At 26.1% G+C, this 25,647-nt stretch carries 21 protein-coding genes; 7 read left to right on the top strand and 14 right to left on the bottom strand.

Features of this window, described 5'->3' with window-relative positions; all coding sequences use genetic code 11:
• Positions 1-65: 65 nt before the first annotated feature.
• Positions 66-1,001: a hypothetical protein gene (locus tag Q1X91_RS04840; RefSeq protein ID WP_300753904.1), complete on the top strand. Its 936-nt coding sequence runs from the start codon at positions 66-68 to the stop codon at positions 999-1,001.
• 112 nt (positions 1,002-1,113) lie between these two features.
• Here Q1X91_RS04840 and Q1X91_RS04835 read toward each other — a convergent pair whose 3' ends face one another.
• Positions 1,114-2,766 carry a restriction endonuclease gene (locus Q1X91_RS04835; protein ID WP_300753902.1) on the bottom strand — a complete coding sequence of 551 codons (1,653 nt, stop codon included), beginning with the start codon at positions 2,764-2,766 and terminating at the stop codon, positions 1,114-1,116.
• 367 nt (positions 2,767-3,133) lie between these two features.
• A complete protein-coding gene (locus tag Q1X91_RS04830) occupies positions 3,134-4,381 on the bottom strand; it encodes a DUF3298 domain-containing protein (protein ID WP_300753900.1) in 1,248 nt (415 codons plus the stop codon).
• Positions 4,382-4,538: 157 nt separating this feature from the next.
• Between Q1X91_RS04830 and Q1X91_RS04825 the strand changes: the two genes are divergently transcribed.
• On the top strand, positions 4,539-6,137 hold the full coding sequence (locus tag Q1X91_RS04825) for a peptide ABC transporter substrate-binding protein (RefSeq protein ID WP_300753899.1): 1,599 nt from the start codon (positions 4,539-4,541) through the stop codon (positions 6,135-6,137).
• A 182-nt stretch (positions 6,138-6,319) separates the two neighbouring features.
• On the opposite strand, the gene Q1X91_RS04820 is transcribed toward Q1X91_RS04825, so the two are convergent.
• From Q1X91_RS04820 to Q1X91_RS04810, 3 genes are read right to left on the bottom strand one after another with little or no spacing between them, the layout of a single operon-like run.
• Positions 6,320-6,511: a hypothetical protein gene (locus tag Q1X91_RS04820; protein WP_300753897.1), complete on the bottom strand. Its 192-nt coding sequence runs from the start codon at positions 6,509-6,511 to the stop codon at positions 6,320-6,322.
• Positions 6,474-6,617 carry a hypothetical protein gene (locus tag Q1X91_RS04815; RefSeq protein WP_300753895.1) on the bottom strand — a complete coding sequence of 48 codons (144 nt, stop codon included), beginning with the start codon at positions 6,615-6,617 and terminating at the stop codon, positions 6,474-6,476. The genes Q1X91_RS04820 and Q1X91_RS04815 overlap by 38 nt, the downstream gene beginning before the upstream one ends.
• 38 nt (positions 6,618-6,655) lie before the next feature.
• Positions 6,656-7,129, bottom strand: a complete 474-nt coding sequence (locus tag Q1X91_RS04810) for a hypothetical protein (RefSeq protein ID WP_300753893.1) — start codon at positions 7,127-7,129, stop codon at positions 6,656-6,658.
• A gap of 168 nt (positions 7,130-7,297) precedes the next feature.
• Here Q1X91_RS04810 and Q1X91_RS04805 point away from each other — a divergent pair, with 168 nt between their 5' ends.
• Positions 7,298-8,884 carry a peptide ABC transporter substrate-binding protein gene (locus Q1X91_RS04805; RefSeq protein WP_300753892.1) on the top strand — a complete coding sequence of 529 codons (1,587 nt, stop codon included), beginning with the start codon at positions 7,298-7,300 and terminating at the stop codon, positions 8,882-8,884.
• A gap of 505 nt (positions 8,885-9,389) precedes the next feature.
• Here the strand turns inward: Q1X91_RS04805 and scpB are convergent.
• Positions 9,390-9,992 carry an SMC-Scp complex subunit ScpB gene (gene scpB, locus Q1X91_RS04800; protein ID WP_366945490.1) on the bottom strand — a complete coding sequence of 201 codons (603 nt, stop codon included), beginning with the start codon at positions 9,990-9,992 and terminating at the stop codon, positions 9,390-9,392.
• Positions 9,993-10,526: 534 nt separating this feature from the next.
• Here scpB and smpB point away from each other — a divergent pair.
• Positions 10,527-11,006: an SsrA-binding protein SmpB gene (gene smpB, locus Q1X91_RS04795; protein ID WP_020003765.1), complete on the top strand. Its 480-nt coding sequence runs from the start codon at positions 10,527-10,529 to the stop codon at positions 11,004-11,006.
• A 5-nt stretch (positions 11,007-11,011) separates the two neighbouring features.
• On the opposite strand, the gene Q1X91_RS04790 is transcribed toward smpB, so the two are convergent.
• From Q1X91_RS04790 to Q1X91_RS04760, 7 genes are all read right to left on the bottom strand, one after another.
• Entirely contained in the window at positions 11,012-11,281 is a 270-nt protein-coding gene (locus Q1X91_RS04790) for a hypothetical protein (RefSeq protein ID WP_300753886.1), read from the bottom strand.
• A gap of 12 nt (positions 11,282-11,293) precedes the next feature.
• Positions 11,294-12,475 (bottom strand): hypothetical protein, encoded by a 1,182-nt coding sequence (locus Q1X91_RS04785; protein ID WP_300753884.1) that lies wholly within the window; start codon positions 12,473-12,475, stop codon positions 11,294-11,296.
• 241 nt (positions 12,476-12,716) lie between these two features.
• Entirely contained in the window at positions 12,717-12,983 is a 267-nt protein-coding gene (locus Q1X91_RS04780) for a co-chaperone GroES (protein WP_013114097.1), read from the bottom strand.
• Positions 12,984-13,083: 100 nt separating this feature from the next.
• Positions 13,084-13,596, bottom strand: coding sequence for an adenine phosphoribosyltransferase (locus Q1X91_RS04775; protein ID WP_300753880.1), 513 nt, complete (start codon positions 13,594-13,596; stop codon positions 13,084-13,086).
• 96 nt (positions 13,597-13,692) lie between these two features.
• Positions 13,693-15,075, bottom strand: coding sequence for an MATE family efflux transporter (locus Q1X91_RS04770; RefSeq protein WP_300753878.1), 1,383 nt, complete (start codon positions 15,073-15,075; stop codon positions 13,693-13,695).
• Positions 15,076-15,267: 192 nt separating this feature from the next.
• Positions 15,268-17,751, bottom strand: coding sequence for a DUF262 domain-containing protein (locus Q1X91_RS04765; RefSeq protein ID WP_300753876.1), 2,484 nt, complete (start codon positions 17,749-17,751; stop codon positions 15,268-15,270).
• Positions 17,752-17,765: 14 nt separating this feature from the next.
• Positions 17,766-19,586 (bottom strand): DUF262 domain-containing protein, encoded by a 1,821-nt coding sequence (locus tag Q1X91_RS04760; protein ID WP_300753874.1) that lies wholly within the window; start codon positions 19,584-19,586, stop codon positions 17,766-17,768.
• Positions 19,587-19,768: 182 nt separating this feature from the next.
• On the opposite strand from Q1X91_RS04760, the gene Q1X91_RS04755 reads away from it, so the two are divergent.
• Together Q1X91_RS04755 and hcp are read left to right on the top strand one after the other, a co-directional pair.
• On the top strand, positions 19,769-20,218 hold the full coding sequence (locus tag Q1X91_RS04755) for an Rrf2 family transcriptional regulator (protein ID WP_300753872.1): 450 nt from the start codon (positions 19,769-19,771) through the stop codon (positions 20,216-20,218).
• Between the two features lie 12 nt (positions 20,219-20,230).
• Entirely contained in the window at positions 20,231-21,880 is a 1,650-nt protein-coding gene (gene hcp, locus Q1X91_RS04750; protein WP_300753870.1) for a hydroxylamine reductase, read from the top strand.
• A gap of 173 nt (positions 21,881-22,053) precedes the next feature.
• Here hcp and Q1X91_RS04745 read toward each other — a convergent pair whose 3' ends face one another.
• On the bottom strand, positions 22,054-23,298 hold the full coding sequence (locus Q1X91_RS04745; protein WP_300753868.1) for an extracellular solute-binding protein: 1,245 nt from the start codon (positions 23,296-23,298) through the stop codon (positions 22,054-22,056).
• 384 nt (positions 23,299-23,682) lie between these two features.
• Here Q1X91_RS04745 and Q1X91_RS04740 point away from each other — a divergent pair, with 384 nt between their 5' ends.
• Positions 23,683-25,365, top strand: coding sequence for a restriction endonuclease (locus Q1X91_RS04740; protein ID WP_300753866.1), 1,683 nt, complete (start codon positions 23,683-23,685; stop codon positions 25,363-25,365).
• The last annotated feature ends 282 nt before the right edge of the window (positions 25,366-25,647 follow it).

Genomic DNA, 25,647 nt, shown 5'->3' with positions numbered 1-25,647 from the left:
CGCTTTTTTTGTATTTTCCGAGAAATAAAAATAAACAATATAAAAAATAGTTTTGGAGCAAAAAAATGATTAAACAATCTTTAGCAGTTCTCTTAGTGATTTTATTGTCCTTTGCAGTATCTTGTCAGAAACCGAATAATCAAAATAATTTAGAAGAGGATTATATTGAGGAGATAGAAAAAGAGTATCAAAACTCATCAAGCAATGATGTAGTAGTAGAAACTAACGATTATGCTGATGATTATATTATGTCTAATAATGATAATACTCAGGTAAATAATAATCCTAATAATAATTATCAGGCAAATAATAATAGTTCAGTAAAAGATACTTATTCAACTTCTTCTTCTTCTTCAAGCAGTTCTGTTAACGCTAGAAGAAGACCTTTAAAAGCCACTATAGATACTTTTTACAGCCCTTGGACTTCTAAAGATGATCCTCTAATTATTAGAGAAATAAGAGTTATGATAGCAAATAATGAGTACACTAAGGCTTTAGATTATATTAATAAATTAGATTTTAATAATTTGCCTGCTGATGTAGATGTTGGTCAGCTATATCAATTTAAAGGAATAGTACATTATTTTCTTGCTAAAGGCGGTTATAAATCAAATAACATTGTAGTTAGAAGTAATATTATTTCAGCTGATGAATGCTTTAAAAAAGTGGAAGGACTTACAAAAATAGAAAAGTTTAAACCTCTTTCATTATTATGGAACGGCATGCTTTATCAAACTTATTCTAATAATGAAACAGAGCTTCAGGAGGCTATTGCTTTATTTGACAGAGTAATTACTGAATATCCTAGAACCAGATTTGCTAATGATGCAGTATTCTATAAAGCAGTAACTATGAAAAAATTAGGAATGCCTGAAAATGAATACAATGATCTTTTCCTCTCTATAAAAAGAGGCGGATTTGTTGATACTTTGGTATTCTCCCAAGTTATAAATGACTATGTTCCTGCTAATGATTTAGTTGATAAAGAGATGGTAAAATAATTCAGCTATTATAAGTTGGCTAAAGAGATGTAAAAAAAATTATTATTGTTGATTTTTATATTTTATAGTGATAACCTAATTCTATATAGGTTATCACTTTTTATTAAAATAATTATATATTTTCATCTTTAATCAAATTATTAAACTGCATTCTTGAATATACTGTGATTTTATCATTATGCGATACAAAACTTTTGGCACTATTGCTTAATTTTACTGGTACTATTAGTATTCCGTTTTTAGCTCCAGCTTCATTAACCATCATTAGGAAATCCCTTATCATAAGCTCGCCGATTTCTACTTTTTTCCAACGTTTAAATGATATTAAAGTTAAATCTTTTTTATTTCCCCTTGTATGATAGGCTATGTAATTTACTTCATCTCCGTAATTACTTTCAGATACTGCATCTGTATATTCCTGAACTATAGAATATGAAAGACAGTTTCTTATAACATTCTGACATAGTTTTTTGAAGTCTATTTTATTTAAATTATATATTTTATCTACTTTTAGTATTTTGCTTAAGTTCATTTCATTATTCTGTTCTTTTGCATCAATTTTTAGTTCATTAAATATTTTCTCAGCATTTATAGTTTTTTCAATTTCTATTAAAGATAAAATATAATCTATATCTATAAAAGAGCCCTCCCATAAATCAACAGCTCTCTCCCAATTTTCCATATCTTCTTTTGACACATATTTTTCATAATTATCTTGTTTTGAATGCTCCAGATTCATCATACTTCTTAGTTTATTAATCTGTGATGTTGCTTTCACTATATCTGATAGATAATCAAGTATGATATTTATATTATATGCTTTAAGCTCTTCAATATTAAAATCATTTATTTTTTCAAACAGTATTTTTGATAATTCTATATCTTTAAAGAAGTATGAATAAAAACAGTAATCTAATAATATACTATAATTTTCTTTTACTGAATCTTTGATTTTATATGCAGTGTATAATTTATCATATAATTCTTTGAACTTTTCATTGTCTATAAGTTTATATAAAATATGAAGATATATTCTGTCAGTATAATATTTATCATAAGCCTTTTTATCATTTATAATCTGCTCTATAAAACTTCTTGCTATATTAAGTTCATCAGCAAGCATATACATTGATATTAAACTCTTTTGTATATGTAGTAATTCATCTGTATTTTCTTTTTCTATTCTTTTATATAGCTCTTCCAAAAAAACAGCACTTTTTTTATAATCTTTTATCTTAAAAAATGAAAAAGCAGCCGCTTTAATATTTTCTATATTAAATTCATTTTTTGCTAATAATGCCTTATTAAAATAATCGCAGGCAATTATATATTCTCCGTTTTTAGTAAGAATAGAAGCAATTTTTATATTGTATTTCATATTATTAGAATCTAATTTACTTATTTTTAAAGCATATTTGAAAGATTCTTCTGTTTTGCCTTCTGTTTCATATTTTTTTTCAAGCCTTTTGCATACATCAATTTCTTCTTTATCTTGCAAAAAAGATACTTTTAAAAGATTTTCATATATATTTAAAGCTTCATCGTCAAGTCCTGCTTCATCTTCTAATTTGGCAAGACTGTACATAGATACATAATCATTACTGTCAGCACTTATTTTTGCTTTTAGTTCCTGCATTTTTTTTATTGATTCTTTTGATGCTTTTTTACTTTTTTTCTTTTTGCTGAATATTTTTTTTATTAAAATTAAAATAAGAATTAAAATTATTGCTGTAACGGCAGCAATTATTATATAAAAATTATCCATATTACAGATCCCTTAAATAAACTACTAATAAAATATATAAAAAATATTTATTTTTTTATCAAAAATAAATTATTTTTTAATAAAAAATATAATATGTATATTATTTTTTATATACCTAAACAATTACAATTTGTCAAAAAATATATTTTTAAATTTAGTTGTTTGGGGTACTAGCCCAGTCGTTGCCATAGGCAAGGTGTAGCCTAAATTTTGGGTATTATCATACATTTGATACGTATCTTTAAAATATAGAGTTCTAATACTTGCATTTTTCGTGAAGCGTATCCTAAGGATAAAAACTTTTTGGCGTGTGCGGCAAAAAAGTTGATAATTATATATAAAGTGCATCAGTTGATAAACTTAAAAATTATTCTAGTATATATAAATATTCGTCTTTTATAAACGGCTTAATCTCCTCAAAATCAAAAACTATCTCAGTTTCACCTAAAACATAAGGAGTTATACTATATATAGGCCATACAAAATGAACTCCGTCAGCATAGATGTAAAAAGATGTGTCTGCTAAAGTTATTTCATCTAAAGGAACTAAATAATCTTCTTCTGTTCTGTTGTCTATAGATAGAAGTTTGCCAACAATAATATTTTTTAATACACTATCATCAAAATCTTTTATCAAATTAGTAACTTCTATTTTTTCACCTGTTTCTAATGAATATACTAAATTATAATTATTGTAAACTCCATGTGCTCCGCCTAAATATAGTGTTGAAGTTCTTCTTATAGATATAGTTTTATCATTAAAATAAGTTATGTTGATAGATTTACTTGATTCATAGCTGTCAGCTGAATTTGTTACCCATTCATTATAAAGATCGCTCATATCGTTTTCAAATAATTTTGATATGCTTCCCTTTTTATCCTCAAATTCTAAATTTTCATTTCTTATTAAATTATTTAGATTGAAACCTTCATTTATATCAAAAGAAATTTTATCATATACTTCTAATTTGTTAGTGTCATCAGGTATAAGCAAAAATATAGTATCCTTGTATGAGAATGTAGATGCACTTCCATATTCATTTGTATCAGATACATCTGAATATACATAGTTATATACCGCTGCTTTTAATGATAAGCTTGTATTTATATCTTTTGATGAATTGTTTAATGATTTTGATGTCATTTTAAATGATGAAATATTTGAATATGTACTTTCTATACTGTCTCCATTTTCAGCTTCTGCATATATTTTATTATTAGTTATATCGAGAATGCTGTTTTTATCATAGAATTGATTTACATCATTATTTAAATTTTTATAATTAAAAGCTGCCTTTATTTTTTTATAATTAGGCATTAATTCAGAGTTATTTTCAGGCCATCTGTCATTTAAATATACTGAAAAGAAATCACCTTCATCATTTTTTATATAGTAGTAATGAGATATCCATTCTATATTTTTTGTTGTATAATAACTATCATTTTTTGTATTGTTATTGTTTAATTCTTCGGCTTGTTTTAATTCATTAGTTTGAGTTTCTATTAAGTTAGTATTTGTTTGATTATTATTAATTTGATTATTTTCTTTATTATTATTTGAACATGATATTATTAAAAGTATAATAGACAATATAAGAATATTTTTTCTAATCATAGATGTTTCCTCAAAAAATTATAACAAGTAAACATAATATTATTTTTTTTGTTTTTGTCAATATGTAAGATAATAGATATTACTATGTAAAGAATTATTTATTGACACAAAAAAAATTATAGTATAACATAGAAAAAATTTATATAAGGACAAAACTATGAAAAAAATAGTAGTAATTTTATCTGTTATACTTTTATTTATTTTTTCATGCTCAAAAACAGATAATAATGAAAAATCATCAATATCAATAAATTTGGGTCCGGAACCAAAAACAATAGACCCAACATTAAATTCTTTAAATATGGCTTCATGTTATATACATCATGCATTTGAAGGGCTTACAAAAATAGATTCCAATAATAATGTTAAAGCAGGTATGGCAGAGAGCTGGAATATATCTTCTGACGGATTAACTTATACTTTTAATATAAGAAGAAATGCTAAATGGTCTGACGGCAAACCAGTAACAGCTAAAGATTTTGAATATTCTTGGAAGAGGGCAGTTGATCCCAACACAGCAGCCGAGTATTCATATATGATGGAAGTAGTAAAAAATGCCAAAGAAATAAATTCTGGCATTATGGATTATAACAATTTAGCCGTAAAAGCAATTAATGACTACACATTTCAGGTGGAATTAGCAAATCCTGCTGCTTATTTTTTAGAGTTTATAGCCTCTACTGGGGTATTTTTTCCTGTTAGAAAAGATATTGTAGAAAAGTACGGCGATGAATGGACATTAAAACCAGAAACTTATATTGGAAATGGGGCTTATAAAATGAAAGAAAGAGTGCCTGATGAAAAAATAGTTTTTGAAATAAACACCAACTATTATGATAAAAACGAACAAACAGCAAAAGAAATAAACTTTGTTCTTATGAGCGATCCTAATACAGCAATTGCAGGCATAAGAGGCGGAACTATAGATTTTTCTGCATTAGAGCCTCCTTCTGCTGAGATAGAAACTTTAAAAAATGACGGATATATAGTAGGTAATAACGCTATAGGTACTTATTATATAGAGTTAAATATTACAAACAAAGCATTTGAAGATAAGAGAGTGAGACAGGCTTTATCATTAGCTATAGACAGAAATTATATAGTATCAAATGTTACTAAAGGAGGACAAGTTCCAGCTGGTGCTTTTGTACCTACTGAGGTAAGGGGTTTAGAAACTACATTTAGAAAAGAAAATAAAGAATATATAGATGTTAATAACTATGAGAATAATGTTCAAAAAGCAAAAGAATTAATGGCAGAAGCAGGATATCCAGACGGACAAAACTATCCAGTAATAGAATTAAAAGTTTCACCTGGTATTTATGTTTTGGTAGGAGAGGCTATTCAGCAGATGTGGAAGGAAAATTTAAATGTTAATGTTTCTTTGGTGCAGGAGGAGTTTCCTATAACACTTCAATCTTTAATAGAAAAGGATTATCAAATGGCTAGAATGGGCTGGACTGGAGATTATAATGATCCTATGACTATGCTTGATGTTATGCTTAGCTACAGCGGAGTAAATCATACAGGTTTTGAGAACAAAAATTATGATGATCTAATATTAACAGCAAAGGAAGCATCTGATAATAGTGTAAGAATGAAGTCTATGGCAGAAGCTGAAAATATATTAATGGAAGAGATGCCTATAATTCCTCTCTATTACAGAGCAGATTCTTTTATAAAAAATCCTAAACTTAAAGGTGTGGTATTAAATCCTTTAGGAAGACATAAATTTAATTATGCTTATATCGAATAATAATACTAAATAATAATTTTATAATAAAAGGGGCTTAATTTTATGAGCCTCTTTTTTATTATGTAATATATTTTTAATTAAATAAATTTAATTGTTCATTATCATCTGGATTTTCAATATCATTAATCACACTTACAATATTTATTTCATCTTTAACCACTATGAAATAAACGTACATAACATTAGGATAAAGATCTATAATATAAATCTATACTAATATCATCTTTTATTTTTAGAGGAGATTTTCTAGATTTTTTTATAGTTGGATCTTCTTTTATAGTTTTTTCTAATCCATCTAATACTAAATTTAAATAAGGATCTTTTTCAAATTCTTTTTTATTTTGAAGTGCATATTTTGTGTAACAAATCTTCATCTTCTAATATTCCATTTCTTATGTTTTCGATATGATTTTCTAAATTGATGGGTTCTTTATTATTATTTTTATTTTTTTCTATCATTTTATCAATATTATCTGACAAAGTTTTCTTTACTATTGATATAGTCTTTATAACTCCAATCAATGAAAAAATAACTGTGGATGAATATTTTTGTTTACTGTTTTTTTTCTTGGTATTCTAAGTACAATATTTTTATTACTAAAGAAATTATTTTCTTCAGCTATTGAAGTTATTCTATGACTAGATATGTATATATTATACACTTCTTTTATCATATCAGAAACAATATATGGAGGATATTGGCATATTCCTAAATTATTTAATAATTTTAATTTTAAATTTTCTTTATTTAATTTTTCAATTTCTAGTTTTAATTCTTTATTAGAATCTTCTAAATTTTCATTAGATTTGTTTAATTCACCCAATAAAGTATTTAAATCTTTTATTTGGTTTTGCAAAACAGGTATTGATTCTAAATCATCTATTATTTTATTGTATAGAGGATCATTTATTTGTTTCCAACTATCTATTAATTCTTTTTCTCTTTCATGATATACTATACTATCTTCTATATTATTTATAATATCTTCCACTATTTCACCTTCTATAGAAATATTTCTACTATTATTAATATATATAATAATAAAAAAAAATCAATATTTATATATTAAGTTTATAAAAAAATATTTAGTTATTGACAAATATTAATATTTTGTATATAAATTATATTGTTAACATAATATTTTTATACGGATAAAGTTATGAAAAAAGCAATCTATATATTAATTATTTTATTATTATTAATTTCATGTAAAAATAAAGATTTATCTAATGAAAGCATAAGAGTAAGTATAGGAGCTGAGCCTCAAAGTATAGATCCATCATTTTTATCGGCTATAGACAGTATGATATATGCAGCACATGTATTTGAAGGACTTACCACAAAAGATAAAGATAATAATTTGGTAGGAGGTGCTGCTGAGAGTTGGGATATTTCTGATGACGGACTTACTATGACATTTCATTTGAGAGATAATGCCAAATGGTCTGATGGAAAGAATGTAGTTGCTGATGAGTTTGTATATTCATTTAGGAGGCTTGCCGATCCGAAAACAGCTTCTTCATACAGTTTTTTAATAACCCCTATAAAAAATGCTTCTAAAGTAATATCTGGTGAATTGCCTATAGAAGAACTTGGAGTAAAGAAAGTAGATGATAAAACTTTGGAAGTATCATTTGAAGCACCTACGGCATATTTTTTAGAATTAGCAGCAGTACCAATATTTTCTCCTCTTAGAGAAGAGTTTATAAATGATGATTGGACTTTTTCTCCAGACACATATATAGGAAACGGACCTTATAAGATGACAGAGAGAAGAGCAGATGAAATAATATCTTTAGAATTAAATACTAATTATTGGAATAAGGATAATATAAAAGCTAAAAAATTAGACTTTATAATGTTTTCTGATGTATCAACAGCATATGCAGCTATAAAGGAAGGCTCTATACTATACTCATATAAAATTCCGCCTAATGATATAGACTTACTTAGAGAAGAAGGATATTTGGTTGTAACACCTTCTTTAGGAACAGCATATTACGCTCTTAATAATACAAACGAAGTTCTTAAAGATAAGAGAGTGAGAAAAGCATTAGCACTTGCAATAGACAGAAACTATATTGTAGAAAATATTACTAAAGGCGGAGAAAGACCAGCAGCAGCATTTATACCTTATGGGCTTAAAGATACTCAGGGCGACTTCAGAGAAAATGGGGGAGAATACTACAGTGTTAAAAAAGAAGACTATAATAAAAATATTGAAGAGGCAAAAAGACTTTTATCTGAGGCAGGATATTCAAACGGCAGCAGCTTTCCAGTACTTGAGTTTAAAACAAATCCTGGTACTGGCGTAACAATAGCAGAGGCCGTTCAGCAAATGTGGAAAGAAAATCTTAATATAGATATGACCATTACTCAGGAGGAATGGTCTGTATTTCAGAAAAATAGACAGACTAAAAATTATGTAGTTTGCAGGGCTGATTGGATAGGTGATTATCTTGATCCTATGACTTTTGCCGATCTTTTTGTAAGCAGCAGTTCAGGAAATAGGGTAGGCTATAATAATGCTGATTATGACAAACTTATACTGGAAGCTAAAAATACTTTGGATAATAAAATAAGAATGAATAATATGCATAAGGCAGAGGACATGCTTATAGGTGAAGATATGGCTTTTATACCGCTTTATCATTATACTTCTCCTTCTATGCAAAGCCCTAAACTTAAAGATGTAATAGCTGATACTTTGGAGATAAGGAGATTTTTTTACTGTTATACTGAATAAACTGAATAATAAAGAAAAACTTTTAAATATTATATTAATTTTATAGTATAATTTTTCGATTATTTAACAAAGCATAATAATGAAAAAGTTAGTATTTAAAAAAGATAAATGCTAACTTTTTTATAAATTCGATATAATAGATTTGTTTCAAAAGTACTTTACAAGATTAATTATTAAAATCATTTAATTTAAAAATATAATGTTTTATATGTTGTATAAACTATTGTTTTAATGTATAAACTTGCCGTCTTTTGCTCTCCTACAGCACGCAGAGCAGACGGCAAAAGAAGCGGGCATGTATGTGCGGCAAAGCCCCAACTATAATTAAGAATATTAATTAAAAAGCTAAAAATATTAAGAAATTGAGTTTTGAAACAACTCTAATAAATGATTTTATTGTGAAACTAAAAGCCCCATTTATCATTATATTCTAATGAGTAAATGGGACTATAATAATAAACTGAATAAAAATGTTTAACAATAAAATTTAATAAAAAAATTGCTTTTATTCATTTTTATTAAACTCTAAATCTTTTAACTCTCTTAATTTTGGAAGATCATCTAAACTGTTTATTCCAAAATGCATTAAAAATTTATCTGTTGTACCATAAGTCTGTCTTTTGTCTAAATAATCTTTTCTTCCTTTCCAAGTGATAAAACCGTCTTCCATTAAAGCTCTCAAATGATATCCGCTGTCGCTTTGCCTTATATCATCAATTTCCGCTTTTGTAAGAGGCTGTTTGTATGCTATTATAGAAAGAGTCTGAAGCATTGCTTTTGATATTTTTTTCTTACGTTTCTTATCATATATAGCTGATAAAGTTCCAAATGTAGAAGGTATTATAGTCATAATGATAGAATCTCCTACTTCAAGTATCTCTATAGCACTGCCTGCATTTCTATATTTATTGTTTATGCTTTCTATATAGCTTCTTATATCAGAATTTTCACATTTAAAAAGTGTTCTGAGTCTGCTTATAGGAACACTGCCTTCTACATATATAACAGCTTCCATCACCTTTTCAAGTTCTTCTCTGTTGGAAAGAATAGAATCATCTATTTCAAAGGCTGTTTTTTCCGATGATTTGTTTTCTGTCTGAGCTTCCATGCTTTCATTATTTTCTTTAAGTTGTTTAATATCGTCCATAATATTTATATCCCTAAAAACAAAAATCCTTTTTTATTTTCATATATTTAAATTATAACATAGATAAAACTTTTTTCAAGAATGTATGAAAAATATGAAGTAAAATTATAATTAATAAATTTATATATTAATATATACCTAAATAAATATAGTTTATAAAGAGTATAATTTTTTAAATTTAAAAAACACTTGGGTGGGCAGCCAGAGTAACAGTTAAAGCTAAAATATAAAAATCATTGATAAATAACAAATAGTATTAAAAAATTTAAAGGGCGGGAGTGATAATAAATTCTAAAACTTTATTTTAATCCCCTCCCTTTTAGATTTAAAAGCTTTGTTTTTTAGTATTAACTTTGATTAACTCTATAATCCTATACTTAAAAAGAAGCCCCGCCCAAGCGTAATTTAAATTATAGTGTGCAATATCTATGGCTCTTAAACATATGAAAATAAAACAACAATTGACAAATTGATTATATTTTGTATAATAAAATTATGGCTAAGAAAGATAAAAAAGGAAATAATACAATCTCATCTGGAGAGATAACAAAAAACAAAAAGGCTCTTTTTAATTATGAGCTTATAGAAACCTTTGAAGCTGGAATTGTTTTACTTGGTACAGAGGTAAAATCATTGCGTGAGAGAAGTGTTAATATGGCTGATAGTTATGCCTCTTTCAAAAAAGGCGAGCTTTTTATAGTTAATATGCATATTTCCCCATATCATTTCGGCAACAGAAATAATCATGAGCCTCTTCGCGAAAGAAAACTTTTAATGAAAAAAAGAGAATTAAAACGCCTATATGGAAAAATAAAAGAACAAGGGCTTACTCTTATTCCAGTTAAACTATATTTTGCAAGAGGAAAGGTAAAGGTAGAATTAGCTTTGGCTAAAGGTAAAAAACTTCATGACAAAAGAGAAACTCTAAAAAGAAAAACTTTAGACAGAGAAATGGAAAGATATATTAAAAGATAATATTATTATTCTGATGATAATGCATTTTTTATATAGAACTCTATTTTACAAATATAATCTGATACTTCTTTAATATTTTTATCATCTGTTTTGTATTTCTTTATAGATAATACAAACTCATCAAGCAAATCTTTTAAATTATCCATAGATATTTTTTTAAATTTATTTGATAATACTTCTATTTTTTCTATAGTGGTATAGTCTATATTATTAATTCCGCTGAATACTATATCGGATATAAGCAGTTCTAAATCCCTAAGCAAATCAAAAATCATATTATCAGTCTTTTAATCTTTTATCTTTAATAAATTAATAGAATATAAAAACGGTATATTTTTCTTTACTTTTACAATATAAAGAATTGATGATATAAATATGCTAATCAAAGCAATAGCCAAAGATAAATTATTTGTAATAAATGCTATTTTATATAGTACTAATAAGCATATAGGTATATATATTCCTCCTGATAATGCTGTAATAAATAAAAATAAAAAGAATATAAATACAGGGTTTTGCATTACATTATTATTAAGTATATACTCTATTGACATATGTTTTGTAAATGTTTCAAGGTATAAATATATCATAGAAATACAAGATAATATGAAAAATGCTATGGCATACATTTTCTCTCTTTTTACCAAAAAACCTGCTATAAAGAATGCTATCAAAATTACTGAGAAAATATAGCTGTCTAAAAACATAAAGCAGCCTACAATTATTAATTCAGCAAGTATGATAAATATCATTAATCTAAAATTTTTTTTAATAGAACTAAATCCAAAAAAAGTATACATTACTATTTTGGACTTTGCATTTCTATATTCATCATATATATGTCTGAAATAACTTATTAAGATTAAAGCTATTGATACAAGAAAAAGGCTTGGAAAGAGTGTTACAGTCATTATAATTGAACTTTTAGCATTTAAATTTTCTATATCCCCGTTTATTAATTTTGAAGATATACTTCCTGCTTTATCTTCTACAACATTAACATAAGCATATTCCTCATAGGATATATTAGTGTTTCCAGTAGAACCTACATAGAGTATATGCATAAGCACTACTCCGCTGCCTTGATCTTTTAAATTAAGTTTAACCTTTGCTGTTCCATTTTCATCGGTGGGAACGATGTATATATCAGAAGTATTTGTAATAGAGGTATTAGTTTCTTCATTATCATCATCTTCTAAATCTTTTAATAATACCTCTTCATTATTTGCAGGTATTTCAAAATCAAATACATCAGGCTTAAGAGAAGTGAATCTTACCAGTCTGTTTACTAGAGGAAGACCTCTTCTTTCTATCATTATAGATACTTCATTAGAAGAATTGGTATCGGATATATTAAAAGTATTTTCTTTTTCGTATATGAATGTGTATTCCGAAGTTTTATTGGTATTTTCTTGTGCATATACTATATTGAATACCAAAAGAAGAAATATTATAAAGTATCTATGCATTAAAAAATATCTCCCGATTAAAGAATGAAATGTATTATCTGTATAATAATTATCGAAACAAATTAATAAAATTAAATAATATAATTTTCTATATATTATTTAACCTTATTAATTTTTTATGATACGAAAAAAAGTTTTATTAACAATAATAATAACATGATAAAAAGCAAATAAGTAAAAAAAGAACACTATCTTTTTTAAGATAAGTGTTCTTTTTAGTTATCGTTCTTATAGCTATTAATTATTTTATAAGAGCAACTATCTCTTCATTTTTTACTATTAAATATTCAGTATCGCCTTCTTTTATTTGAATGCCTGCATATTTATCATATATAACGATGTCGCCTTTTTTTACTTTGATATCTTCGCTGTCGCCTATTTCTACAACTTCTGCTTTTTGAGTTTTTTCTTTAGCTGTATCTGGAAGAAGGATTCCGCTTGAAGTTTTTTCTTCTTGTTCTAATACTTTTAAAAGCACTCTGTCTGCTAATGGTTTAATAGATGGCATATTCACTTTCTCCTTATTAATTGTATTTATTTCAATAAAATTTTTCTTAAATAATTTTTATAATATTCTATAATAAAAATCATTAAAAGTCAATAATATATTAATACTCTATCAATACATGTACTGGATATTTAGATATTTCTTTTCTTCCGTTTAATTCTTTTAATTCTATTAAAAAAGAAGAACCTGCTACAATACCTTCAAGTTTTTCTACCATTTTTATCATAGCAAGTGCCGTACCGCCTGTTGCTATTAAATCATCTACTATTAATACTCTCTCACCTTTTTTGATAGCATCTTCATGCATAAATAAAGTGTCTGTACCGTATTCTAGTGCATATTCTTCGGATATTGTCTTGTAAGGAAGTTTGCCTTTTTTTCTTACTGGTATGAATCCTGTGTTCATTTTATAGGCTAATGCTGAACCTATTAAAAAACCTCTGCTTTCTGCTCCTACTATATAATCTATTTTTTCGCTGCTTACTTGTTCTGCCATCTGGTCTATTGCATATTTGAAAGCATCTTTGTTTTGAAGTAAAGTTGTGATATCTCTAAAGAGTATGCCTGCTTTAGGATAGTCCTGAATATTTCTTATATAGTTTTTTAACTCCATATAACACCTCGTTATAATAAAAAATAATTATGTAAACAACACAATCTGTAATTATAATACTTTTATAAAAAAAATCAATCAAAAACTAGGGTATGTTTAAATATTATGTTCAGCAGCAGAATGCGATGCAATATTCGCTCCTTTCTTCCATTTGTTAGAGAAATAATATATTAAACTAAAGCTCATACTAAAGAAATTACTTACAGCCATAGCAGTCCATATGCCCCATAATTCCAGCTTCGGAGATATCATATAGGCTAACGGTACTCTTATTATAATATGGGCAAAAAAGGCGAACAGCATAAGCATAAAAGTTTTTCCTGCTCCATTAATAACGCCGTTACAAGAAAACATAATAGCAAGCATTATCATAGAAGGTATTACTACATATATATAGCTTTTAGTGTATTTCAAAACGCTCATATCATCTGTGAACATTCGTACAATGATTTCTGGAAACAGCACAGAAAAAAGTGCCATAAAAACTGATATTCCTACAGAAAGTTTGATGCCTGCTTTATATATTTCTTTAACTCTATCCATTTTACCTGCTCCGATATTCTGTGCTGTCATAGTAGCTATACCTGCTGATAGTGCCAGAAGCGGTAAAAAAGATAATGAGTCTACTCTCATAGATACAGCAACCGAAGCAGAAGCTGATTCTCCATAAGTATTTATAAGTCTGTTTAATAATAGCCAGCTTACAGATACTATGAGCTGCATAGCGGCAAATGGAAGACCTATTTTAAACATGAGTTTTGTAATATTAAAATCAAATATCAAATTAAAAGGATTAGCCTTTACAATACTATTTTTCATTTTTAAATATACCATACTTACAGCCACAGAAACAAACTGAGAAAAAGCAGTTGCATAAGCAGCTCCGTCTAATCCCATAGCAGGAATTGGTCCCAGTCCTTTTATCATAATAGGGTCTAGTATCAAGTTAATTACGGAAGCTATAGCCAAAAATATTAATGGTCTTACAGTATCTCCTATTCCTCTAAGCAAAGCAGATACTAAAAAATAATAAAACACAAAAGGAAAACCTATCATGCTTATTCTAAAGTAGCTTACAGAATATTCCATAATGCTGTCTGCTGTATTTAAAAATCTCATCATAGCAGGGGCAAATATATATCCTATAATTGCTAAGCTCAAAGAAGTTATCAAACTAATTGTAGTAGCAACTTTAGAAACATATACTACAGAATCCTCATCATTAGCTCCGAAATACTGACCTATCAATACATTAGCAGCTACAGTTACCCCAGAGGCTATAGCTAAAAGTATTAATATAATAGGAAAACTCACAGCAATAGCTCCAAGTCCTTTAGGTCCTATCATCTGCCCAATCCATATTGTATCTACTATATTGTATGCTATATTTAATAGATTGCCCAGTATCATTGGTATAACCAAATTTATTAATCCTTTATTGACATTACCTTCTGTGAGCTCCAGCATTTTGTTATTCATTATAAAATACCTCTAATTTTGTAATAATTTTATAAAAAGTAAAAAATTTAAGACACAATCAAAGATTTTATATGCATAAAAAAATAAAGTCAATAGGCTTTTTTATTGAAATATGATATTTTTTAGTATTAAAAAAGGAGCTTAGCTTTTAATTTAAGTTAAACTCCTTTATTTTTACAACAAATTAACTATTTATTTTTTAGAAAAAGCATCTATAACAGGTTTTAATATGTTATTATATTCTTCTGACATTTCATCATAATTATCCAAATATTTCATATAATACCAATCAATATTATTAGTGCATCTTTCATATCCTTCAAAATTGATTTTCTTTTCTTCAATTTTTGTTAAAATATTTTCTGTTCTATTTTCATCTCTGTAAGGTATTTTCTTTCTCAAACCACATTCAAGACAATAACCATCTGTAGTAAATCCAACCAAAACTTTTTCATTTTCTATTTCTATTTCTTTAGCTAAAGTAACCCATTCATAACAATATAAAATTTCATTATTTGTATATCTTAATATTCTTGATTCTTCAATATTAGGATTATTAGAACCATCAAAATAGTATAAATGAAAATCTTTGTGTTTATTTAGAAATTTATTAAACATTGTGTGAATTTTAGTTGATAATGGTATATCCCAATGAGTTCTATTTCTATACTGATAATATAAATAATAATCAATATTATCACTATTATAATGACGTTTTATTTCACCTGAATATGAATATTCTTCATTGTATAAATTTACATCATTGCCATTTGCATCTTTAGCATCTTTTATTATCAAATATTTCCAATGACTATCATCTTTATAATTATTTATTATATTACTGCATTTATCTAATATAGTTTTATTTACTTTATCGTTAAATATAGTATTGATAAACTCTTCTAATCTATTTGGATACCATATTAATAATGTTTTATTATAACTATTTCTAAATATAGATATTGTTGTAGTATAATAAGGTTTAAAACTTTCTATTTCATCTTTATCAATAAATACTAATATAGCCCTATGTATTAAATAATTTACATTTTCATTATTAAAGCCATTTTTAGTAAAAATATAATTTACTACATTAACTATATTTTCATTACCTATATTGTCTAATAAGAAATCAATATTTCCTTGTAAAAATACATTATTCTCACAGGCGTAAATTTTTTGTTTTATATAATCTGTATTATCTTTTAATATATCTAATTTATTTTGTTCTGATTCAACTATTATTTTTAATATCTCTTGGTGATTATCATTATAAGGTTTTAATGATATTTTTCCATTTTCTATAAATGATTTTATAAAACTAATTTGGAATTTTAGTTCATCATCATTGCCAATATGTTCATAGTAAATAAATATAAAATTCCTTATAAACCTCAATATATCTTTATAATCTTTGATTTTTTCAATTATTGAATCTATATTTTCATTTTCTTTATAATTTTCTTCTTCTATTTTATTTAAAATAATAAAAAAACTAAACAGTAATATTTTATATTTCAAATCATAATTATTTATTTTAAGCAAAATAATATAGTCATCTTTTTTATCAAAAATGTTTATATTTTCTTCAAAAGTAGATATTTTATCATTATAAATATTTCCATCATATATACAAAATATTTCATTAAATAATTCAATGGTTTTACTAGGGGTTAATTTATAAAATATATCCAATATATTAACTATAAATTTTATATTACATTCTAACATATAGTTTTTACTATCATCAATATATTTTAATATTTTTTCATCTGTTTTTTTTACAAATAAATTAAAGAAATCTTTCAGATATACTCCTATTTTTTCATTTTTTTCTTTTACATATTCATATTGTTCAGCATATAACATTCTAAACACAAAATCAAAAAAGTTTTTAAAAAGGCTGTCTATTTCAGGATTTTTATTATCTTTCACAAATTCCCAGAAAAAATTAGACCAAGTAGTATCTATTTTTTTTCTAAATTCTCTTAAAAGATTATCATCTATTTTTCCATCTAAAAAACTTTCGAGTTTTGATTTAAATATTTCAAAATCTGTTAATTGCTTTCCTCTTGAATTCATTTTGATATACAAATCATCAGGATCTCCTTTTATATATTCACAGTAAAATTGTATACTATTTAATTTACCGCTATCAATATCTTTATTATTTTTTACTTTTTTATGAATATCATCTATTACCTGAAGCATTCCTTTAACTGTTGTATCTTTTTCCCAAAAGTTTAAAAAATTAATATTGTCCTTTAATATCTTAGATAATTTTTCATCAGTTTGTAAATCAATTTTTTCTCTTTTTATGCTTAATAAAAATGATATAAAATTTTTTGATGAATTTCTAGTTTCATAAGTAAATTTATTTAATTTTTCATTTTCAAAATTGAAATACCAATGAAATAAAAATAATGTTGTTAATCTTTGCTGTCCATCTAATAAATAAAAAACCCCATTATCTTCTACTCCATATATATAATCCAATATTAATTCTTCTTTATCGTTTGATAAAAAATCAATAATAACATCTAAAAAATCCTCTCTTATTTTATTTACTTCATTAGTTTTTCTGCCTTGGGCATAACCTCTTTGTATAATAGGCACAACAACATTATTTTCGTATTTCTCTAATAATGAGATAAAATTTTCTTTATTGTCGCTCATAATATTCTCCTTATTTATTTTTTTAGTCCCAAATAATCAGTTATTGAATCTATTATATTATTCAAATAATCATATTTATCAGTTTTTGTCCATAATAGTATATCTTTTGACTCATTTGTATAATATTTTAAAAATACATTTTTTGTAGATATAGGAATATATTTTTTTTTATTTTTAATTAAGTCTTTTATTTTATTTAGTTTTATTGGAAAAATAGAATTACTCAAAGTAGCATTATTATTAACGTCTATTAATGCCAAATTAGAAATATTATTTTCATTATCTAAATTATAATTTTTTTCAAATGTAATGGAAGATTCACTATCTTCTAATAATTTTTCATAAATAGAAAATAATGCATCTATTATATAATTGAAATTATCCTCTATTTTAAAATTATTAAAAGCTTCATCTAGATTTTTATATTCATTTTCTATTAATTCTTTATTTTGAAGTATATATAATTTATTTTCTTCTATAAATTTTTCTTTTTCTTTCTCAGATAATTTTTTTGAGTTTCTAGCATGTATATGTTCTAAAGATGGTATTATCTTTTTATATTCATCAAATGGAAATCTTATATTTTCTTTTGAGCTATCTATTATATTAAATAATAATAATATTCTTCTTATTTCTGTATCATTTATATTATATTCCAATTTTGATATATTTTCTTCTACCTGTTTATAATTATGAACTTTGATACTTTCTTTTATATCTTCTTTTATTTTAGTCTTAAATTTTTGTTTAGTGTTTAGTTTTTCATCTTCTGTATAAGATAAAATAGTTTTTAACTCTCTTGAACCAGAGGCTATTAAATAACCTATATCATTATATAAATTATCATCTTCATACCATTCTTTTAAAATATAAAAATATTTTGAAAGCTCTTTCCAATTTTCAATTAAATTCTTTTTATCTTTAAACTTTTTATAAAAATGTTCAAATATTTTATATTTTGTTTTTACAGTATTATTATTTTCTTTTTGTATATCATATATTAACTCAAATAAAAAATCCATTCTAATGTCAGCATTATCATTATTGGAAATAAAATACCAGAATTTATCGTTTTCTAATTCTATTTCTATATTTTCCCATTGATTGGCTATATTTATTTGTTTTAATTCTTCCAGCTTTTTTTTATTATTACTTTCTTTTTTTAATTCTTCTGTATTTTCATTGTTATTACTTTTTTCTTTAAAATTTGATTTATGCAAAAAAATAGCCTTTATCAATTCACTGTCGGTAAGTGCTATTTTTCCAGCATTAAGCCTTTGAAAAGTTTCATTTTCGTCATCGCTTCCTATATCATACCATATTATATTTACATTGTCTAATAAGTTTTCCTTAAAGTTTTCTTTCTCTATTTGATTATTTTCATCTTTTTGGAACCAAATATCTATATATTTATAAGCTTCGAAAATATGATAATAGTCTATGTTTTGTTTATAATCATTTTCTGGTGTATTTATATTAATTTTATCTAAAAATTCTTTATTTTGTTTAGTTTCATATTTTAAAGTAAATGGTTTAGTATTATTTAAATATTTTAATATCAAATAAATTGTGGTTAATCTCTGCTGCCCGTCTACTAAATTATATTCGGTATCCGATACTTTTTTTACAGCTATAGGGTTAAGACAATATTTTTCATCTCCTTTTTTATTTTCTATAAATTCTTTTATATCTTCCAATAAAGCCTGAACTTCTCCATTTTCGCCTCTCCATCTATACCCCCTTTGATAGCTAGGTATAACGAAATTACATCCATTTAACTTTTTTATGCTTCGCATTTCTACAGATTTATTATCTTCATTATTTGTTTCTGCCATATAATAGTCCTTAAAAATAAATATATGTTATATAGTATAACACATTTTAATGACAAAAACTGTCGCAAAAAATAAAAAATAAGAAAAACCAGATTTAATTAATATTTTATTATCATATTGACAAAAAACTAATTTAGTATTATAGTACCAATATACTAAATTAGTAATAACAGGAATAAAAAATGATTCCAATATCAGAAGCCTCAGCTATAGCTCTGCACTCTGCAGTATATATATCTATTAAAGAGTTTGCATCCCTTAAAGATATAGCAGAAAGATTTGATGTTTCGCCTAATCATTTGTCGAAAGTTCTTCAGGCACTTGTAAAGGCGGGGTATCTTACTTCATCAAAAGGACCTGCAGGAGGATTTAAAATTGCTGAGGGTAAAGAAAATGCTTCTTTTTTGGAGATATACGAAACTATAGAGGGTAAGAATTGGCAGAGAAGCTGTTTATTTCATTCCAAATGCGATAAATACTGCTCAAGCTGCATAATGGGCGATTTAGTTAATGATATAAACAGAAAGTTCAAAAACTATATGGAAAGCCATACAATCAAAGATCATTATTTATTAGATAAGGATTTCAAGATAAGTAAAACAGATAATAAAAAATCAAAACACAAAAAATAAATGGAGGATTAAATGGACAATAAAATGTTTTGTTATCAATGTCAGGAAACAATGAATAATACAGGCTGTACTGTATCAGGTGTATGCGGTAAAAAACCAGATTTAGCCTATTTAGAAGATTTACTAGTTCATGTAACTAAAGGACTTTCTAATATAACAACTGCTATAAGAAAAGAGGGCGGAAAAGTAGATAAAAAAGTTAATCATGATGTAACATTCAATTTATTTACTACTATAACAAATGCCAATTTCGATAAAGAAGTTTTTTATAAGAGAATAGAATACACTGCAAAACTTTGTAATGAATTAGCAAATCAGGTAAAAGACAAATCACTTATACTTGAAGAATCTTTATGGACACCTAAAAGCAAAGATGATATGGACGCTAAATCAAAAACAGTAGGCGTATTAGAAGAGAAAGATGAAGATATAAGAAGCCTTAAAGAAACTGTTATATACGGAGTTAAGGGATTAAGTGCCTATATGAGACATGCTAATATGCTTGATTATGAGAATGAAGAAGTTGATGCTTTTATACAAAGAGCTTTGAATGAAACATTAAGAAATGATATAAATGCTGATGAACTTTTAGCTTTGGTACTTGAAACAGGTAAAAACGGTGTTGACGGAATGGCACTTCTTGATAAAGCTAATACTTCTACTTACGGTAACCCAGAAATTACAAAAGTTAATATAGGTGTAGGAAAAAATCCGGGAATATTGGTATCTGGTCATGATTTAAAAGATATAGAAATATTATTAAAACAAACAGAAGGTACAGGAGTAGATGTATATACTCACTCTGAAATGCTTCCTGCTCACTACTACCCAGAATTAAAAAAATATAAACATTTTGTAGGCAATTACGGCGGAGCTTGGTGGGATCAAAGAAAAGATTTTGAAAGTTTCAACGGACCTATACTAATGACTACAAACTGTATAGTAACTCCTTTACCAAGTTATAAAGACAGAGTATATACAACAGGTGCTGCAGGTTTTGAAGGCTTAAAACATATAGAAAGCCATACAGGAAAAGAAAGCGATAAAGATTTTACTCCTATAATAGAGCATGCTAAAAAATGCGAAGCTCCTAAAGAAATAGAAAGCGGCTTTATAGTTGGAGGATTTGCTCATAATCAGGTATTATCACTTAAAGATAAAATTGCTGAAGCTGTAAAATCAGGAGCTATAAAAAGATTTATCGTAATGGGCGGATGCGACGGAAGACATAAAGAAAGAGAATACTATACTGAGTTTGCGAAAAAACTTCCTAAAGATACTGTAATATTAACTGCAGGCTGTGCTAAATACAGATACAATAAATTAGATTTAGGTGATATTAACGGCATACCTAGAGTACTAGATGCAGGACAATGTAATGACTCCTACTCACTAGCTGTTATTGCTTTGGGACTTAAAGACTTATTCGGATTAGATGATATTAATGACTTGCCTATAGTTTATAATATAGCTTGGTATGAACAGAAGGCAGTTATAGTTTTACTTTCATTATTATATTTGGGAGTAAAAAATATACATTTAGGACCAACAATTCCTGGATTCTTATCACCTAATGTAGTTAATATATTAGTTTCAAAATTCGGAATTGGAGGAATAGGAAGCGTTGATGAAGATTTGAAAAAATTCAATTTAACAGCATAAAACTCCAACGATAATGAAAAGGGCTTAACTTTTTAAGTTAGGCCCTTTTTTTATTTATTAAATAAGTTTGTTTCAAAAGTACTTGAAAAATTAAATATAAAAATTATTTTAAAGATAAAATAAATGGCATCACTCAAAAAGTAATGCCATATAATATTATTACTCTAATAAAATTATCTTGCAGCTAATTCTTTTATTTTGCTATCCATAGCATTAAATGCTTCTTCAGGAGTTTTTGCCCCTAAAACCATTTCATTAACAGCATTAAATATAGCAGTAGTCATTTCAGAATAATAGCTAGGAACACCTTTTGGGAATGGGCTTGATATTAAAGTAGATTCTTCAAGCAAAGCACCTGTATTTTTTAATTTGCCTTCATTAATAAGTTCTTCCATAACTGAAGTTCTTGTAGGCATAGTGTTTTGTACATAGTTTAATTGTTTTTGTATTTCTGGTGAATTAAACCATTTTACAAATTTCATTGCTGCTTCTTTGTTTTTTGATAATTTTATTACGCCTACACCTTCAGGTAAAGCAAAAGTTTTTGGTGAAGGACCTTCTGCACCTGGAAGAAGTATAGGTATAACATCTCCTACTACTTGAGATTCATTAGGATCTTGTACTCTGCTTACAAAAGAAGTAGGTCCTACTATGAAACTAGCCTCTCCGGAATTGATTCTTCTATAAGCGTCCATACCTGTAGAAGTTTTACAAGCAGGATCAATCAAATTATCAACATTAGCCATTTTATTTATAAACTCTAATGCTCCAAGTACAGCATCTTTATTTAAAGTACCGTCTTCATTAAATACTACTCCGTATTTTGAATATGCCATCCATATTAATGAAGTAGTACAAGATTCATCAGCATTTAAAGGCATAGAAAAAGGATATTTAGTGATACCTGCATTTTTTATAGCTATTAAAGCATTATAAACATCGTCCCAAGATTTTGGAGCTTCAGTAATGCCTGCAGCTTCAAAATGTTTTTTATTATAATAAGCTAAACGGAAATCATTGGCATAAGGAAGGGCTAAAACTTTACTGTCTATTATAAAAGGCTGTATAGAAGGCATAGCGTTAATTTCCTCTTGGCTTAATTCTATAGGTTCAAGCCAATCAGCACTGTTAAATTCTCCTACCCAAGACCAGTCTACTTCTACAACATCAGCAGCAGCAGTTCCTCCAGCAGCCGCTATTGATATTTTGTCTCTTATATTTTCCCAAGCCATAACGTTCATATTAACAGTTATTCCAGTTTCTTCTTTAAAAGCATTGAGCATTTCATCAGAAGGTACAGCCCAGTCTGGAACCATTACTGTTATTGAGTTTTCTGCTGTGCTTTTTTGGCCGCCGCATGAAACAGCAAAAAATGCTGATATCAAAATAACAGCTGATAAAAATAATATTTTTTTCATGTTTGTTACTCCTATAATTTGTAATGAGTTAAATTTTTAATAGAATATATTATTATGTATTAATGTCAATAGATTAAAAAAAATCATAAAAATATTTTTAAGATATGGAAAAATGATAAGTAAGTCTGCTTATATTGAGAGATTTTCTTATGATGGTTAATTAAGCCGAGGTAAAAAATGTAATATTAATACTGCCTGTCAAACTTACAAAAAGTGCTAAACATAACGATAGAATTACAGTGTATACAAAAACACAGTTTGAAATGTTTTTAAGAACTAATTTTGTATGATTTTTTGTTTTTTTTATAATAATCATATTGTATTAATTTATTTTCAATCTTAAAATAGTTATCAATATAATTCTGATTTCGGGAAGAAAGAACTATGTTTAATTTGTATATGTATATATTGATGGTTCCTGTATCTATATTAATAGTAATAGGAATTATTTTATTTTTTAGAAGTATATCTAGAACTAATAGTTATTATAAGCCTAAAAATATCAAAAAGAAAATGGATGAACTTCAAAAGAAAATTGATACAAATCCTAAAGATTATAATTCTATATATGAACTTGCAGTTTTGGAAGAGCAGTATAATTTTACAGAAAATGCTGTAGAAAAGTATCAAAAATTAATGGATTTAAAATATTTTGAGGGCGAGGAGACAAACATATATAAAAAGTTAGAGGGCTTATACGAAAAATTAGAGAATAAAGAAGAAAGTATCAAATGCATTTTGAAAATAGCTCAATTAGAGCCAAGTAATAGTTATTATTCTCTAAAGGCGGCTTATATACTTGGAAAAGAGGGTGTTTATAAATTAGCATGCGAATATTTTAATAGGGTTATCAATAATAAAAGCGACTTTGAGATAGAAGAATTAAAAACAGCTGCAATATGTTATTTTATGACTCAGGATTATAAAAAAATTATTACTATGCTTGAAGAACTTCATAAGAGATTAAGCAGAAATATATCAAATATAGAAGAAGATTATGATGATATGATATTAGTTGAAAAAATATTGATATCATTATATATAGTTACAGATGAAATAAATACTGCTAAAAGTTTTGCAGAATCTATTTTGTCTTTGAGATCTATAAATACTAATCTTAAATATAAATTTTATATAAATAGAATATATCTATATATATTATATAAATCTGATGATAGCGATGAATTTATAGCACTTTATAATAAACTTTCATCTCAGTATAAAATTAATGAAATAAAAAAAGATGAAATAGCTATTATACTGGACTTTGCTTTTTATAATTATTTTATTAAAGATGTTAATAGTTCTATAAGTTATTTTGAGCATATAAGACTTTTTAATGCTCCTGAATTTAATATTTATGATTTAGACGGAATTTTTAAATATTTATTTTCAATTTCAAAAGCTACAGAGCAGCTTCAAAAATTAAGAAATAATATGAAACTTGAAGATGATGAAAAATATAAAAATGAAAATTATGAAAAATATATTGATAAGCAGTATATAGATATTTGGGAAAATAGCGTGAAGTTATGGGAGAGCAGTTTTAATAATATTGACAGTATACTTGATTTTGCTCAGCTAGAAAAAACTATGGATATAGAAAAAATATTATTAGAATGCGGTATAAATGAAAATAATGCTTCTTCAGAAAGTGTTATACTAAAAAAAGTGGATAAAATATACGATATAAGTTTGGCATCTTTTAAGAGTATATGCCAAGACATAATACAGAAAAAACTTATGTATTCTGCTATACAGGAATATAATGATCATTTGATAGATTATGATTACGGAGATGAAGTTAATTATTTGGCATTTGCTTCAAATAAAAATAAAAAAGATTTAACATTAATATCTTTTAAGAGATGGAAAAATACGGAAGTAGGGGAGCTTATTATAAGAGATTTTATACTTCTTATTAATGAGGCTGGGGCAAAAAATGGAATACTTATACTTCCTGTAGAGCTTACCAGCAGTGCCAGAAGTTATGCTATGCATAATAATAAAATAAAAGTTTATACAAGAAATCAATTTAATTATATGCTTAGAGACAGTAAGTTTTGATTTTTTAAGTTAAACTCTTTTGTTAGAATTTATACTATAATAAACAATACTTGAAAAATTATTTCTTTATAGGCTTATTTAGTGTCAGTATGGCTAGGCAGATTATAATCTATTTTTATTGTGCACATTATAGAATGAACGATTATTTTGTACGCTATCTTTTAGGCTCTGTAGGTAATGAGGATATACTAAAAATTTTTAAGTTTGTCAACCGCGAGCTCTCCCTCATCTTCGTTCGGGACGCACGGTATTGTTTATTCTTATCAAATGTCAACGATACGT

The organism is uncultured Brachyspira sp., from assembly GCF_949287625.1.
Lineage (GTDB): Bacteria > Spirochaetota > Brachyspiria > Brachyspirales > Brachyspiraceae > Brachyspira.
Note: the sequence above shows the minus strand (reverse complement) of the source record. Positions and strands in the feature narration are given on the sequence as shown.

Bases quoted from the DNA above. Each gene is read 5' to 3' on its own strand.
- Q1X91_RS04840 (WP_300753904.1), top strand. From the start codon at position 66: ATGATTAAACAATCTTTAGCAGTTCTCTTAGTGATTTTATTGTCCTTT.
- Q1X91_RS04835 (WP_300753902.1), bottom strand. From the start codon at position 2,766: ATGGATAATTTTTATATAATAATTGCTGCCGTTACAGCAATAATTTTA.
- Q1X91_RS04830 (WP_300753900.1), bottom strand. From the start codon at position 4,381: ATGATTAGAAAAAATATTCTTATATTGTCTATTATACTTTTAATAATA.
- Q1X91_RS04825 (WP_300753899.1), top strand. From the start codon at position 4,539: ATGAAAAAAATAGTAGTAATTTTATCTGTTATACTTTTATTTATTTTT.
- Q1X91_RS04820 (WP_300753897.1), bottom strand. From the start codon at position 6,511: ATGAAGATTTGTTACACAAAATATGCACTTCAAAATAAAAAAGAATTT.
- Q1X91_RS04805 (WP_300753892.1), top strand. From the start codon at position 7,298: ATGAAAAAAGCAATCTATATATTAATTATTTTATTATTATTAATTTCA.
- scpB (WP_366945490.1), bottom strand. From the start codon at position 9,992: ATGGAAGCTCAGACAGAAAACAAATCATCGGAAAAAACAGCCTTTGAA.
- smpB (WP_020003765.1), top strand. From the start codon at position 10,527: ATGGCTAAGAAAGATAAAAAAGGAAATAATACAATCTCATCTGGAGAG.
- Q1X91_RS04790 (WP_300753886.1), bottom strand. From the start codon at position 11,281: ATGATTTTTGATTTGCTTAGGGATTTAGAACTGCTTATATCCGATATA.
- Q1X91_RS04785 (WP_300753884.1), bottom strand. From the start codon at position 12,475: ATGCATAGATACTTTATAATATTTCTTCTTTTGGTATTCAATATAGTA.
- Q1X91_RS04780 (WP_013114097.1), bottom strand. From the start codon at position 12,983: ATGCCATCTATTAAACCATTAGCAGACAGAGTGCTTTTAAAAGTATTA.
- Q1X91_RS04775 (WP_300753880.1), bottom strand. From the start codon at position 13,596: ATGGAGTTAAAAAACTATATAAGAAATATTCAGGACTATCCTAAAGCA.
- Q1X91_RS04770 (WP_300753878.1), bottom strand. From the start codon at position 15,075: ATGAATAACAAAATGCTGGAGCTCACAGAAGGTAATGTCAATAAAGGA.
- Q1X91_RS04765 (WP_300753876.1), bottom strand. From the start codon at position 17,751: ATGAGCGACAATAAAGAAAATTTTATCTCATTATTAGAGAAATACGAA.
- Q1X91_RS04760 (WP_300753874.1), bottom strand. From the start codon at position 19,586: ATGGCAGAAACAAATAATGAAGATAATAAATCTGTAGAAATGCGAAGC.
- Q1X91_RS04755 (WP_300753872.1), top strand. From the start codon at position 19,769: ATGATTCCAATATCAGAAGCCTCAGCTATAGCTCTGCACTCTGCAGTA.
- hcp (WP_300753870.1), top strand. From the start codon at position 20,231: ATGGACAATAAAATGTTTTGTTATCAATGTCAGGAAACAATGAATAAT.
- Q1X91_RS04745 (WP_300753868.1), bottom strand. From the start codon at position 23,298: ATGAAAAAAATATTATTTTTATCAGCTGTTATTTTGATATCAGCATTT.
- Q1X91_RS04740 (WP_300753866.1), top strand. From the start codon at position 23,683: ATGTTTAATTTGTATATGTATATATTGATGGTTCCTGTATCTATATTA.